The 13,398-nt window shown below is 60.6% G+C and carries 12 protein-coding genes and 1 pseudogene; 9 read left to right on the top strand and 4 right to left on the bottom strand.

The features are described 5' to 3' along the window. Window positions 1-211: 211 nt before the first annotated feature. Window positions 212-1,771, bottom strand: coding sequence for a bifunctional aminoglycoside phosphotransferase/ATP-binding protein (locus E8F20_RS00980; protein ID WP_280282037.1), 1,560 nt, complete (start codon window positions 1,769-1,771; stop codon window positions 212-214). Window positions 1,772-1,886: 115 nt separating this feature from the next. Here E8F20_RS00980 and mrcB point away from each other — a divergent pair, with 115 nt between their 5' ends. Genes mrcB through E8F20_RS00965 form a run of 3 tightly spaced genes read left to right on the top strand, consistent with a single transcriptional unit; the run spans window position 1,887 to window position 5,315 of the window. Continuing rightward, a complete protein-coding gene (gene mrcB, locus E8F20_RS00975) occupies window positions 1,887-4,205 on the top strand; it encodes a penicillin-binding protein 1B (RefSeq protein WP_280282036.1) in 2,319 nt (772 codons plus the stop codon). A gap of 16 nt (window positions 4,206-4,221) precedes the next feature. Then, complete coding sequence (locus E8F20_RS00970) at window positions 4,222-4,986, top strand: tetratricopeptide repeat protein (RefSeq protein ID WP_280282035.1); 765 nt, start codon at window positions 4,222-4,224, stop codon at window positions 4,984-4,986. Next, window positions 4,986-5,315 carry a YqcC family protein gene (locus tag E8F20_RS00965; RefSeq protein ID WP_280282034.1) on the top strand — a complete coding sequence of 110 codons (330 nt, stop codon included), beginning with the start codon at window positions 4,986-4,988 and terminating at the stop codon, window positions 5,313-5,315. The genes E8F20_RS00970 and E8F20_RS00965 overlap by 1 nt, the downstream gene beginning before the upstream one ends. Before the next feature lie 9 nt (window positions 5,316-5,324). On the opposite strand, the gene E8F20_RS00960 is transcribed toward E8F20_RS00965, so the two are convergent. Next, window positions 5,325-5,783, bottom strand: coding sequence for a DUF4124 domain-containing protein (locus tag E8F20_RS00960; RefSeq protein ID WP_280282033.1), 459 nt, complete (start codon window positions 5,781-5,783; stop codon window positions 5,325-5,327). Between the two features lie 409 nt (window positions 5,784-6,192). On the opposite strand from E8F20_RS00960, the gene E8F20_RS00955 reads away from it, so the two are divergent. Continuing rightward, window positions 6,193-7,917 carry an acetolactate synthase 3 large subunit gene (locus E8F20_RS00955; protein WP_280282032.1) on the top strand — a complete coding sequence of 575 codons (1,725 nt, stop codon included), beginning with the start codon at window positions 6,193-6,195 and terminating at the stop codon, window positions 7,915-7,917. 2 nt (window positions 7,918-7,919) lie between these two features. Continuing rightward, the gene (gene ilvN, locus E8F20_RS00950) at window positions 7,920-8,411 is read left to right on the top strand and encodes an acetolactate synthase small subunit (protein WP_028630051.1); all 492 of its coding nucleotides are present in this window, start codon (window positions 7,920-7,922) and stop codon (window positions 8,409-8,411) included. A gap of 52 nt (window positions 8,412-8,463) precedes the next feature. Here ilvN and ilvY read toward each other — a convergent pair whose 3' ends face one another. Next, window positions 8,464-9,345, bottom strand: coding sequence for an HTH-type transcriptional activator IlvY (gene ilvY / locus E8F20_RS00945; protein ID WP_280282031.1), 882 nt, complete (start codon window positions 9,343-9,345; stop codon window positions 8,464-8,466). A gap of 83 nt (window positions 9,346-9,428) precedes the next feature. Here ilvY and ilvC point away from each other — a divergent pair, with 83 nt between their 5' ends. From ilvC to msrQ, 4 genes are all read left to right on the top strand, one after another. Next, window positions 9,429-10,487, top strand: a complete 1,059-nt coding sequence (gene ilvC, locus E8F20_RS00940; RefSeq protein WP_280282030.1) for a ketol-acid reductoisomerase — start codon at window positions 9,429-9,431, stop codon at window positions 10,485-10,487. Window positions 10,488-10,630: 143 nt separating this feature from the next. Beyond that, on the top strand, window positions 10,631-11,446 hold the full coding sequence (gene pssA, locus E8F20_RS00935) for a CDP-diacylglycerol--serine O-phosphatidyltransferase (protein WP_028630053.1): 816 nt from the start codon (window positions 10,631-10,633) through the stop codon (window positions 11,444-11,446). A 60-nt stretch (window positions 11,447-11,506) separates the two neighbouring features. After that, entirely contained in the window at window positions 11,507-12,511 is a 1,005-nt protein-coding gene (msrP, locus tag E8F20_RS00930; protein ID WP_280282029.1) for a protein-methionine-sulfoxide reductase catalytic subunit MsrP, read from the top strand. Beyond that, a complete protein-coding gene (gene msrQ / locus E8F20_RS00925) occupies window positions 12,511-13,143 on the top strand; it encodes a protein-methionine-sulfoxide reductase heme-binding subunit MsrQ (RefSeq protein ID WP_280282028.1) in 633 nt (210 codons plus the stop codon). Before msrP ends, msrQ begins: the two co-directional genes overlap by 1 nt. Before the next feature lie 68 nt (window positions 13,144-13,211). Here msrQ and E8F20_RS00920 read toward each other — a convergent pair. Then, window positions 13,212-13,398, bottom strand: a pseudogene (locus tag E8F20_RS00920) (hypothetical protein); the annotation flags it as partial.

Here is a 13,398-nt window from a genome sequence, read left to right as displayed (position 1 = left end):
TCGCTGCATCCTCGCGCGCTCCCTGCACGGAAAACGATCACTGCTGATGCGATAGGGGGCATTCCTGTTCGCGCCTACCGGGCACGAGCATTACCTGGCCAGTGAGAAAGTGTCGGCGAATGGGAGATGGACTCCGGCTGCTCGGCTGAGAGTGACTCAGCCGGCAGTATAGAAGCCGCGACGGATGTTGCCCGGCGCGATGGAGGCGGGGTCAGATACCTGGCAGGTGCTGGCGGATGAGCTCCACCAGGCCGTCCAGACTGGCCGCCTGGTTGGTGTCGATGCGCTTGCTCTGGAGCAGTTCGCTTGCATCCAGGGGCTCGCGGCTGGCCAGTTGTGCGCGTACCACGTCCATGGTGGCATCGGACGGGTCGGCGCCCTGGGCTTGGCGTTGCGCCAGCCAGACTTCGATCACCGCTTCTGGTGCGTGGCAGTCGAGGATCAGGAAGGGTGTACCGGTTTCTTCGGCGACCTTGCGCGCGGCCTGGCGTTGTTCCTGTTTGAGGAAGGTGGCGTCGAGGACCACGGGGAATCCGGCATGTAGCGCGACCTCCGCCAACTGGTTCAGGCGCTCGTACGTGGCGATGCTGGCGTTCGCGTCATAGATGCCGCTCTGCAGGCCTTCGATGCCTTGCAGCTGTTCGCCGAACAGGCGCTTGCGTTCGACGTCCGAGCGCAGGCGTATGGCGCCCAGGGCTTCCACCAGACGCAGCGCTACATGGCTCTTGCCCGAGGCGGATACACCACAGGTGATGACCAGGAAGGGCGAAGGGATGGCGCTGTAACTTTCAGCCAGACCGGCATAGTTACGGTATTGGCGGACGGTGGCGGCCTTCTGCACTGCGTCGGCCTGGTGGGCCAGGCTGAACAGGGCGATCTTGGCACGCACAAGGGCACGATAGGCCTTGTAGAAGTTGAGCAGTTCCAGGCCTTGGTAATCGCCGGTGAGCTCCAGGTAGTGGCTGACCAGGCGACGGGAAAGGGACTTGAGCCCTCGATCCTCCAAGTCCATGGCGATGAAAGCGATATCGGCGTAGACGTCAGTGAAGCGGAAGGGCTCGTTGAATTCGATGCAGTCGAACACCACGACTTCATCGTTGATCAAAGTGGCATTGCCCAGGTGGATGTCTCCGTGACACTCACGAATGAAGCCTTCCTGCTTGCGTCGCGCCAGCAGTGGCTTGAGCCGCTCGTGGCTGCTTTCAGCCCAGGCCGCCAGCGCGTCCAGCTGTTGCAGGTCGGCCTTTTCGCTCAGCAGCGGACGGATCTGCTCGAAGTTCTGGCGAACCGGCATCATGACAGCATCAGGAGTGCCCAGCGGGTGGTCGATGGTCACTTTCGGAGCGGCCAGGTGGAAGCTGGCGATCCGCTCGGCCAACGCATCGATGTGGGCTGGGCTCAGCTCGCCACGGGCCTGCAGCGCGCTGAGCAGGTTTTCCTGCGGGAACTGGCGCATCTTGAGCACATACTCGATGGCCGGGCCCTCTCCTCCGATCTGCGGGGATTCGACGCTGCCGGTGATTGGCAGTACTTCCAGGTAGAGGTCGTGGGTCAGGCGCTGATTGAGGCGCAGCTCTTCTTCGCAGAAATGCCGACGGTCTTCGAGGTTGGTGAAGTCGAGGAAACCGAAGTTCACCGGCTTCTTCACCTTGTACACGTAGCTGCCGGTCAGCAGTACCCAGGATATATGCGTCTCGATCACCTGGAACCCGTCCACCGCGTGGGGGTATAGGGCGGGATTCTGCAGGGCGGCTAGCAGGGACTGGCTCACGGGCATTCCTTGTTCTGTCTCTGTGGAAGGCCGGCATTATCGCCTCTGTGCGCCGGCCTGCAAACCGTCAGGGCGTGCCTGTTGGCTGTGGATAAAGTGCGTATAATGCGCCGCCATGACACGTCCACGATCCCCCAAATCCCGCTCAAAACGCCGTTCTAGCGGCCTTCGCCCATGGCTGGGCTGGGCCTTCAAACTGGGTCTCGTAGGCCTGGTGGTGCTGGCCGGTTTCGCTATCTACCTCGATGCCGTGGTGCAGGAGAAATTCTCCGGCAAGCGCTGGACGGTGCCGGCCAAAGTCTATGCCCGTCCACTGGAGCTGTTCGTCGGGCTGAAGCTGTCCAAGGACGACTTCCTGAAGGAACTGGACGCCCTGGGCTATCGCCGCGAGAGCCTGTCCAATGGCCCGGGTGCCGCTTCGGTGTCGGGTAACAACGTCGAGCTGAACACCCGCGGCTTCCAGTTCTATGAAGGCGCCGAGCCGGCCCAGCGTGTGCGCGTGCGTTTCTCCGGCGACTACGTGGCAGGCCTGACCCAGGCCAGCGGCGCCGATCTGGCAGTGGCCCGCCTGGAACCCCTGCTGATCGGAGGTCTCTATCCCGCCCACCATGAAGATCGCGTGCTGATCAAACTGGACCAGGTGCCGGCGTACATGGTGGAAACCCTGGTAGCGACCGAAGATCGCGAGTTCTTCAACCACCACGGCGTGTCGCTCAAGTCCATCGCCCGTGCCTTCTGGATCAACGCAACCGCCGGCGAGCTTCGACAGGGCGGGAGTACCCTGACCCAGCAGTTGGTCAAGAACTTCTACCTGACCAGCGAGCGCAGCATCTCCCGCAAGGCCACCGAAGCCATGATGGCCGTGCTGCTGGAACTGCATTACGACAAGCGTGAAATCCTCGAAGCCTACCTCAACGAGGTGTTCCTTGGTCAGGATGGCCAGCGCGCCATCCATGGCTTCGGCCTTGCCAGCCAGTACTTCTTCAGCCAGCCGCTGGCGGAGCTCAAACTGCACCAGATCGCTTTGCTGGTGGGTATGGTCAAGGGACCGTCCCACTACAACCCGCGTCGATTCCCAGAACGCGCGCTGGAGCGCCGCAATCTGGTGATCGATCTGCTGGCCGAGCAGGGTGTGGTCACCCCAGAGGAGGCGGCTGCCGCCAAGCAGAAGCCGCTTGGCGTGACACAGCGCGGCAGTCTGGCTGACAGCTCCTACCCAGCCTTCCTCGACCTGGTGAAGCGCCAGTTGCGTGAGGACTATCGCGAGGAAGACCTCACCGAAGAGGGGCTGCGCATTTTCACCAGCTTCGACCCCATTCTGCAGTCCAAGGCGGAAACCGCACTGAGCGAAACCCTGAAGCGCCTTTCCGGGCGCAAGGGCGTGGATCAGGTGGAATCGGCCATGGTCGTGAGCAATCCGGAAACCGGTGAGATCCAGGCGCTGATCGGCAGCCGACAGCCACGCTTCGCTGGCTTCAACCGCGCGGTGGATGCGGTCCGGCCCATCGGTTCGCTGATCAAGCCGGCCGTGTACCTCACTGCTCTGGAGCGCCCGAGTCAGTACACCCTGACCAGTTGGGTTGCCGACGAACCCTTTTCTGTGAAGGGGCAGGATGGCCAGGTGTGGCGTCCGCAGAACTACGATCGCCGCGCCCACGGCACCATTTACCTGTATCAGGGGCTGGCCAATTCCTACAACTTGTCGACCGCCAAGCTCGGCCTGGAACTGGGCGTGCCTAATGTGCTCAAAACCCTAGAGAGGCTGGGTGTTTCCCGCGAGTGGCCGGCTTATCCCTCGATGCTCCTCGGCGCTGGCGCGCTGAGCCCGATGGAAGTGGCGACCATGTACCAGACCCTGGCCAACGGTGGTTTCAATACGCCGTTGCGGGGGATTCGTAGTGTGCTGACTGCCGAGGGTGAGCCGCTCAAGCGCTATCCCTTCCAGATCCAGCAACGCTTCGATCCGGGTGCCATCTATCTGGTGCAGAACGCCATGCAGCGAGTCATGCGCGAAGGTACTGCGCGGTCGGTGTACAGCCAGCTGCCATCGTCCCTGACACTGGCGGGCAAGACCGGCACCACCAACGACTCGCGGGACAGCTGGTTCGCCGGCTTCAGTCAGGATCTGCTGGCAGTGGTCTGGCTGGGGCGCGATGATAACGGCAAGACGCCGCTGACCGGCGCCACCGGTGCGCTGCAGGTCTGGACCAGCTTCATGCGCAAGGCCGATCCGCTGCCACTGGATATGCCGATGCCGGACAACGTGGTGCAAGCGTGGATTGACCCGCACAGTGGTCAGGGGTCGGACCCGAGTTGCCCGGGCGCAGTCCAGATACCCTACATTCGTGGCAGTGAACCTGCCCCTGGCGCAGCTTGCGGCATGGGCGCACCCGTGGACTCGGTCATGGACTGGGTTCGTGGTTGGATGCAATGAACCGAGAGGATGAAAAGTGAGTAAAGCCTGGATTCCCGCCCTTGCGGCAGCTGCCCTGCTGGCAGGTTGTGCCACCCCGCAGCGAGGCGCCATTCCCGTGGTTGACTCCGGTGCGCCCTTGTCCGAATTAGAGCAGGGAACCTCCAACCGTGGTGGCTACAATCAGGCGCCCGCCGCCCCGCGCAGCGTGCCCGAAGATTCCGGCGTGGTGGTGATGGTGCCCGGTGCCGCCTCCGGCGCACCCATTGCGGCGCCGGCGTCCAGCGCGCCCATCAGCGGCAGTATTACCAGCGGCGGAATTACCCCCGGTCCAATCACCACTGGCCCGGCAGCGACGGCACCTAGCGCACCAGCCTATGGCTCGCCCAGCTATGGCTCTTCGAGCTATAGCGCGCCAGCGCCCATCGCTCCAAGCGGTATTCCCAGCAATGGCGGTGGATTGGCCGCCGACGAGCAGCTCGATGGCCCGGTGCTGGCGCTGCTGACCACTGCCCAGCAGCAACAGGGCGGTGGTGACTTGAATGGCGCCGCCGCCAGCCTGGAGCGTGCCCAGCGCATTGCGCCGCGTGAGCCCCAGGTGCTCTATCGCCTGGCTGAAGTGCGCCTGGCCCAGGGGGATGCGGCACAGGCTGAACAGTTCGCACGTCGCGCCATGACCTATGCCAATGGTCGGCCGGCTCTGCAAGCCAGTCTGTGGGACCTGATCGCACGTTCCCGCGACCGCCTGGGCGATCCGTCCGGCGCGGCGCTTGCGCGTGAAAAGGCCAAGGTCAATCTCTAATGGACCCGCGTTGCGTCGAAGTGGCTGACCAGCTCCTGCTCATCGAGCGGGAGTTACGCGGTCTTGGCTGGTGGGCAGAGGTTTCGCCCAGTGCGGATGCCTTGGCCAGTCAGGCGCCGTTCTGCGTGGACACGCTGGCCTTCGAAGAGTGGCTGCAGTGGATTTTCCTGCCCCGTATGAAGGTCATTCTGGAGAATGACCTGGAGCTGCCTCATGCATCTGGCATCCGCACCATGGCGGAAGAGGCTTACCGGGAGCGGCTCACGGAGGTGAGTGCGTTGCTCGACGCTTTGGGCGCTTTCGACCGGCTGATAGGTGGAACGAACTGAGGCACTGCCTCAGTTGCAGTTCTCGCTGATGGCTTTTTCGGCCTCTTTCATCCGGGACTGTCGCTCTTCCTCGCTCAGGCGGCGCACTTCCCCATTCACTTCGGCGCGTAGTCGCGGATTGTTCTGTAGTTGCGCCAGATTGGTGCGTATGTTTTCGCAGTACTTACGACGCTCCGCTTCCTGAGTCGCGACTTCCGCCTTCACTTTTTCGTCGATGGCCTTCTGGTCGCCCACTGGCTTGCTCTCGGGCAGCGGCGTCGCTGGCTGAGCGATTTCTCTGTCCAGACGCGGCAGGGCAGGGCGCGGCTTTGGCACTGAGGTATTCACGCTGGTGGCTTCCTGGCCTTCAGGCGGCTGGGCGCCAAAGTGGGTGACACCCTGGGCGTCCACCCATTTGTAGACCTGGCCAGCCATGGCGGACGAGCTCAATGCTAGCAGCAGGCTGGCGGCAAGAATCATGCGGGGCATGCGGTTTCCTTCTGATGGCGGAGAATCCTGCGCTAACTATAACCAAAAGCCGCCAGCCTTGATCCTGCGTCGCGTCACAGCAATCCATGCAAGATTCCGCAACGGATTACTTGACTTGTCCCGCGCTAATCCGAAGAATCCAGGGTTCGCTGTTCCAGTGGGCCGGCCGCAAGTCGGAAGCTGTAGCAGTCGATGAGGTGCACACCCGCGCCGACCTGTAACACCCGCAACGCGTTACCTCGCGCTGGGTGGGAAAGCCCCGCAACAACTCTCAGGGGCCGACCCGATGCTTGTTCAGTCAGCAGCTGACGTAGTCGGCGACCACCAGTCGCTCACGCGCTGCCTGCAAGCAAACCTATTCAGGCCGTCCGGTCGCGGGCGGTTATCTGGCGTTCTAGAGGTGAAAAACGTGGAGCTTTTATCTGGCGCTGAAATGGTCGTCCGCTCGCTGCGTGACGAAGGCGTTAAGTACATCTATGGGTACCCGGGTGGTGCCCTCCTGCATATCTACGATGCCCTGTTCAAAGAAAACGATGTGACCCACATCCTGGTCCGTCATGAGCAGGCTGCTACCCATATGGCTGACGGTTACGCCCGCGCCACCGGCAAACCCGGTGTCGTGCTGGTGACCTCCGGCCCTGGCGCAACCAACGCCATCACCGGTATCGCCACTGCCTACATGGACTCCATCCCGATGGTGATCCTGTCCGGTCAGGTGCCCAGCAACATGGTCGGAACCGATGCCTTCCAGGAAACCGACATGGTCGGTATTTCCCGCCCGATCGTGAAGCACAGCTTCATCATCAAGCATCCCTCGGAAATTCCCGAGGTGATCAAGAAGGCCTTCTACATCGCCCAGTCCGGCCGTCCTGGCCCGGTCGTGGTCGATATTCCGAAGGACATGGGCGATCCGACCCAGAAGTTCGAGTACAGCTATCCGAAGAAGGTCAAGCTGCGTTCCTATAGCCCCGCAGTTCGTGGACACTCCGGTCAGATCCGTAAGGCTGCCGAGATGCTGCTGGCCGCCAAGCGCCCGATCCTGTACGCCGGCGGCGGCGTTATCATGGGTAACGCATCCGAGCAGCTCACCGAGCTGGCCAAGATGCTCAACCTGCCGGTCACCAACACCCTGATGGGGCTGGGCGCTTTCCCGGGTTCCGATCACCAGTTCGTTGGCATGCTCGGCATGCACGGTAGCTACACCGCCAACCTGGCGATGCACCACGCCGACGTGATCCTGGCCGTTGGCGCGCGTTTCGATGACCGCGTCATCAACGGCGCCGCCAAGTTCTGCCCGAACGCCAAGATCATCCATATCGACATCGACCCGGCTTCGATATCCAAGACCATCAAGGCCGATATCCCGATCGTGGGACCGGTGGACAGCGTGCTGTCCGAAATGGTCGCCATCCTCAAGGAAATCGGCGAGACCCCGAACAAGGATACCGTCGCGGCCTGGTGGAAGCAGATCGATGAGTGGCGCGCTGGTGGCGACCTGTTCCCCTATGACAAGGGCGACGGCAGCATCATCAAGCCGCAGAGCGTGATCGAGACACTCTGGGAAGTGACCAAGGGCGATGCCTACATCACCTCCGACGTAGGTCAGCACCAGATGTTCGCGGCCCAGTACTACCGCTTCAACAAGCCCAATCGCTGGATCAACTCCGGTGGTCTGGGCACGATGGGCTTCGGCTTCCCGGCGGCCATGGGCATCAAGCTGAACTTCCCGGAAACCGATGTGGCCTGTGTTACTGGCGAAGGCAGTATCCAGATGAACATCCAGGAGCTGTCCACCTGCCTGCAATACGACCTGCCGGTGAAAATCGTCAACCTGAACAACGGTACGCTGGGCATGGTCCGCCAGTGGCAGGACATGCAGTACAACAGCCGTTACTCGCACTCCTACATGGAATCGCTGCCTGACTTCGTCAAGCTGGCCGAAGCCTATGGCCACGTCGGCATTCGCGTGACCGATCCGAAGGATCTGAAGGCGAAGATGGAAGAGGCGTTCTCGCTGAAGAACCGTCTGGTGTTCCTCGACATCCAGGTCGACTCCAGTGAACACGTCTACCCGATGCAGATTCGGGATGGCGCCATGCGTGACATGTGGCTGAGCAAGACGGAGCGGACCTGAACATGCGACACATCATTTCCCTGCTGCTGGAGAACGAGCCGGGCGCGCTGTCCCGCGTGGTTGGTCTCTTCTCTCAGCGCAACTACAACATCGAAAGCCTGACCGTGGCTCCGACCGAAGACCCGACCCTGTCGCGTCTGACCCTGACCACCATTGGGCACGATGAGGTGATCGAGCAGATCACCAAGAACCTCAACAAGCTGATCGAAGTGGTCAAACTGGTGAACCTGTCGGAGAGCGCCCACATCGAGCGCGAACTGATGTTGGTCAAAGTCAAGGCTACCGGCGCCCAGCGCGCCGAGGTCAAGCGCACCACCGATATCTTCCGTGGCCAGATCGTCGACGTGACTTCCAGCGTCTACACGATCCAGCTTGCGGGCACTAGCGACAAGCTGGACAGCTTCATCCAGGCCATCGGCACCAGTTCGATCCTGGAAACTGTACGCAGTGGCGTCACCGGGATTTCCCGTGGCGACAAAGTGCTGACCATCTGATCTCGGTCATGAAAAAACCCCGCCTGGTGCGGGGTTTTTTATGGCCTGGATTTTACTGGCGGCGATTCCAGAAGGCTGCGATCAGCGGGGCTTTGAGGCGTTTTTCCAGGGCGAACAGGCCGATGTCGTAGGCGGCCAATGGCGGCTGGATATCGTAGATGCGGATGCGTTCGGTCAGTGGGCTGTTGTCGAGTACGATTTGCGGAACCACGCCGATACCGAACCCCAGGCTCACCATGCTGACGATGGCCTCGTTGCCGCTTACCTGGGCATAGATGCGCGGCTTGATGCCGTGGCTTTTCAGCCAGCGGTCGGTCCGGGTCCGGGCCAGGCCTTCTTCCGAGAGAATCATCGGCACGTCCTTCCAGCTCTGCGCCGAGGGCTGCCTCAATTGTTCTTCTGTCAGAAGTTGCGGTGACTGTGGACCGATGAAACACAGCTCCGAGCGAGTAATCGACTGGAAGTCGACGCCGACAGGCAGGTTGTCGGGTCGGGCACCGATGGCAAGATCCTCCAGCCCTTGTTGCACCCGCTCGACAGCCTTTGCGGGATCGCCGGTGTGCAGCTTCATTTCGATGCGGGGGTAGTCCAGGCGGAAGCTGCTCAGGATGTCGTACAGGAAGCTGTAGCTCGCCGTCACCGAGCAATACAGGGAAAGTTCGCCGTGCAGGTCTAATTGGTCCTGCATGAGTTGTTGGCGGATGGCGTGCCAACCGCTCATGGCCTCGCTCGCGTATTCGCGGAACTGATGCCCTTCGCGGGTCAGTTGGACCGAGCGACTGTCGCGCACGAACAGCGGTGCGCCGAGTTCATCCTCGAGTTGCTTGATGCTGCGACTGAGCGCGGAGGGGCTGACATGCTGCTCGCGGCTGGTTTTGCCGAAGTGCAGGTTGTCTGCCAGGGAAAGAAAGAGCTTGAGGGAATGGTTGTCCATGAGCGTTTCGAATATTGGCACATTGCGTTGCGAATATATCATTTTACGCAATGGAATAGATCGCTTAATGTGTCCTTGTCGCGGTGCACGCACCCCATCCCTTTCGTTATAAAAGAGTCCGGAACATGAAAGTTTATTACGACAAAGACTGTGACCTCTCGATCATCCAGGGCAAGAAAGTTGCCATCATCGGTTACGGTTCCCAGGGCCATGCTCATGCCTGCAACCTGAAAGATTCCGGTGTCGACGTAACCGTCGGCCTGCGCGCTGGCTCTGCCACCGTTGCCAAGGCTCAAGCCCATGGTCTGACCGTCAAGAGCGTGCCTGAAGCCGTTGCCGCCGCCGACCTGGTGATGATCCTGACCCCGGACGAGTTCCAGTCCAAGCTGTACAAGGAAGAAGTCGAGCCGAACCTGAAGAAGGGTGCCACCCTGGCCTTCGCCCACGGCTTCGCCATTCACTACAACCAGGTCGTACCGCGTGCGGACCTCGACGTGATCATGATCGCGCCGAAAGCACCGGGCCACACCGTTCGCTCCGAGTTCGTCAAAGGTGGCGGCATCCCTGACCTGGTAGCCATTTACCAGGACGCTTCCGGCAACGCCAAGAACGTCGCTCTGTCCTACGCTTGCGGCGTAGGCGGCGGCCGTACCGGCATCATCGAAACCACCTTCAAGGACGAGACCGAAACCGACCTGTTCGGTGAGCAGGCTGTTCTGTGTGGCGGCTGCGTAGAGCTGGTGAAAGCCGGTTTCGAAACCCTGGTAGAAGCCGGTTACGCGCCGGAAATGGCCTACTTCGAGTGCCTGCACGAACTGAAGCTGATCGTCGACCTGATGTACGAAGGCGGCATCGCCAACATGAACTACTCGATCTCTAACAACGCCGAGTACGGTGAGTACGTAACCGGTCCGGAGGTCATCAACGCTGAATCCCGTCAGGCCATGCGCAACGCTCTGAAGCGCATCCAGGATGGTGAGTACGCGAAGATGTTCATCCAGGAAGGTGCCTCGAACTACGCTTCGATGACTGCCTACCGTCGCAACAACGCCGCTCACCCGATCGAGCAGGTCGGTGAGCGTCTGCGTGCGATGATGCCGTGGATCTCTGCCAACAAGATCGTCGACAAGACCAAGAACTAAGGTCTTATCCCGATCAGAAAGAACGCGGCCTTGGCCGCGTTCTTTCATTATGGCGCCGGGGTTCTGGTATAAAGCCTGTTTGCCGGGCGGCGCATTCCTGAGCCCGTCCACCACATTCCGTACTCGTTGCAAGGATGTTGTTCATGAGTGAACGTCCCGAAGAGCCGAACCAGTCCACCGATAACGACAGCCTGCTGCCGATCGACGAGCACGTCGAGGAAGGCCAGGATTCGGAAGGGCGCAAGGTCCGGCATCGTGGTATCTACCTGCTGCCCAACCTGTTCACCACCGCCAATCTGTTCGCCGGCTTCTACGCCATCGTCAACGCCATGAACGGTAATTTTTCGGTGGCGGCCGCTACCGTGTTCGTTGCCATGGTGCTGGATAGTCTCGACGGTCGAGTGGCCCGCCTTACCAATACGCAGAGTGCCTTCGGTGCCGAGTACGACTCCCTGTCGGACATGGTCGCCTTCGGCGTTGCCCCGGCGCTGTTGGCCTTCGAATGGGCGCTGAGCGGCCTGGGCAGTGTCGGCCTGACTGTTGCGTTCATCTACGTGGCAGGTGCTGCGCTGCGTCTGGCGCGTTTCAACACCCAGATCGGCAAGGTGGATAAGCGCTACTTCATTGGTCTGGCCAGCCCCGCGGCTGCTGGCGTCGTGGCTGGCACTGTCTGGGCCTTCAGCGATTTCGGTATCAAGGGCTCAAACATGTCGTTCATCGTTGCCCTGCTGGTCGCCCTGGCTGGCATGTTGATGGTGAGCAACATCAGGTTCTATAGCTTCAAGGATCTGGACTTGAAGGGGCGCGTACCTTTCGTGGCCATCCTGATCGTCGTGCTGGCCTTCGCGGTGGTGTTCAGCGATCCGCCGCGTATCCTCCTGCTGATCTTCCTGGCTTACGCCGCATCCGGCCCGGTGCAATACTTGCTCCAACTGCGTCGTCGCAAGCAGGTCGAGTGATGTAATTTCCTCGCGGCTCCGCAGTCTACTGGGCATCCTTGCCCGAGTTGCGGAGCCGCCATGCTGATCCAGATCCCCCCATCGTCCGTGTGCCGCGAGCACGAAGTTACGCCCGAATCCGTCTATCTCTCCCGACGCCAACTGCTTTCCGCAACGGGTGGCCTGTTGGCCATGGCTTCGTTGCCGCTCCATGCCCGGGAAGCATCGGCCTATCCCGACGTTGAGGCTGCCCAGGCGCCGGTCTGGTTCAGCGAGAAGCTCGCGACTACCCATTGGCAGGCCGTTACTCCGGCGGATGAAGCGATAACTCCGTTTCAGGATGCAACCCACTACAACAACTTCTACGAGTTCGGAACCAACAAGGGCGACCCAGCGCGTTACGCGGAGAAGATGCAGGTCGAACCCTGGACGGTGCGTATCGATGGTGAAGTGGGTAAGCCTGGCACCTACTCGGTGGAGGACCTGGTCAAACCCCGAGGTCTGGAAGAGCGCATCTATCGGCTTCGTTGTGTCGAGGCCTGGTCCATGGTCATTCCTTGGCTGGGTTTCCCCTTGGCGGATTTGCTCAAGCGTGTGGAGCCAACCAGCAAGGCCAAGTTTGTCAGCTTTGAGACCCGTCTCGCGCCAGAGGAGATGGCGGGAGTGCGATCCGGTTTCTCCCTGATCGATTGGCCCTATGTAGAAGGTTTGCGCCTGGATGAGGCGATGCATCCGCTGACCCTACTTACTGTGGGGATGTATGGTCGCGTGCTGCCGAACCAGAATGGCGCGCCGCTCCGTCTTGTAGTGCCATGGAAGTACGGATTCAAGAGCATCAAGTCCATCGTGAGGATAAGTCTGGTCGGCGAGCAGCCTCCTACTACTTGGCAATCCATCGCCCCGGAGGAATATGGCTTCTATTCGAACGTCAATCCTGAAGTGGATCATCCTCGTTGGAGCCAGGCCCACGAACGACGCCTTCCCAGTGGGCTGTTCAGCCCGAACATCGTGCCGACTCGTATGTTCAACGGCTATGACGAAGTGGCCAGCCTTTATGACGGGCTGGATTTAAGGAAGTACTACTAATGCGGTTCAATCTCTGGAGGCTGTTCGTATTTCTGGTGGCGCCGATTGCTGTTGGCCTGTGGCTTTATGAGGCCTGGATTTTCGCGTTGGGGCCGGACCCGGGCAAAGTACTGGTCGATCGTCTGGGGCTGGGGGCTCTCTGGTTGCTGCTCATTACCCTGTCCATGACGCCGTTACAGAAGCTGACTGGCTGGGGAGGGTGGATTGCTGTTCGCCGGCAACTCGGGCTCTGGTGCTTCACTTATGTAGTGCTGCATATCACTGGCTATGCCGTGTTCCTTCTCGGTCTCGATATGCAGCAACTGATAATCGACCTCGGCAAACGGCCTTACATATTCGTGGGTGCCTTGGGTTTCACTGGATTACTGGCGTTGGCGGTCACCTCCAACCGCTTCAGCATCCGCCGGCTGGGTAAGCGCTGGAGGCAGTTGCACCGTCTGGTCTACGCCATCCTGGCGATTGCGTTGCTGCATATGCTCTGGGTCGTGCGGGCGGACATGGCCGAGTGGGCCGGATACGCGACGGCTGGCGCTGTTCTGATGCTGCTGCGGTTGCCGATGGTGGAACGGTTTTTGCCCAAGGTTTTCGAGATGTTCAGACGGCATGAAAAAAACCTTTCAAATAAGTGTTGACGGCAAAATCTGCATCCCTATAATGCGCACCTCTTCCGGCGCAGTCGCCAAGCAAAACTCCTTGTAGATCAATGAGTTAAGCGGTTGGCGAAGGTGTCGGGAGGTTCCGCTTCGCAAGGTTCGCCGGTGGCGAATGAAGTTGGAAAGGAGGTGTTGACAGCGTGATTGAGCGCTGTAGAATGCGCCTCCCGCTGACGAGAAGAGAGATCGGATCGAAGGCGCAAGCGGTTGAGTAGAAAAGAGATTTTCGAAAAA

The organism is Pseudomonas sp. BN415, assembly GCF_029871195.1.
In the GTDB taxonomy this organism is placed as follows: Bacteria; Pseudomonadota; Gammaproteobacteria; order Pseudomonadales; family Pseudomonadaceae; genus Metapseudomonas; species Metapseudomonas resinovorans.
The sequence above is the reverse complement of the archived record's forward strand: the minus strand, read 5'-3'. Positions and strand labels throughout refer to the sequence as shown.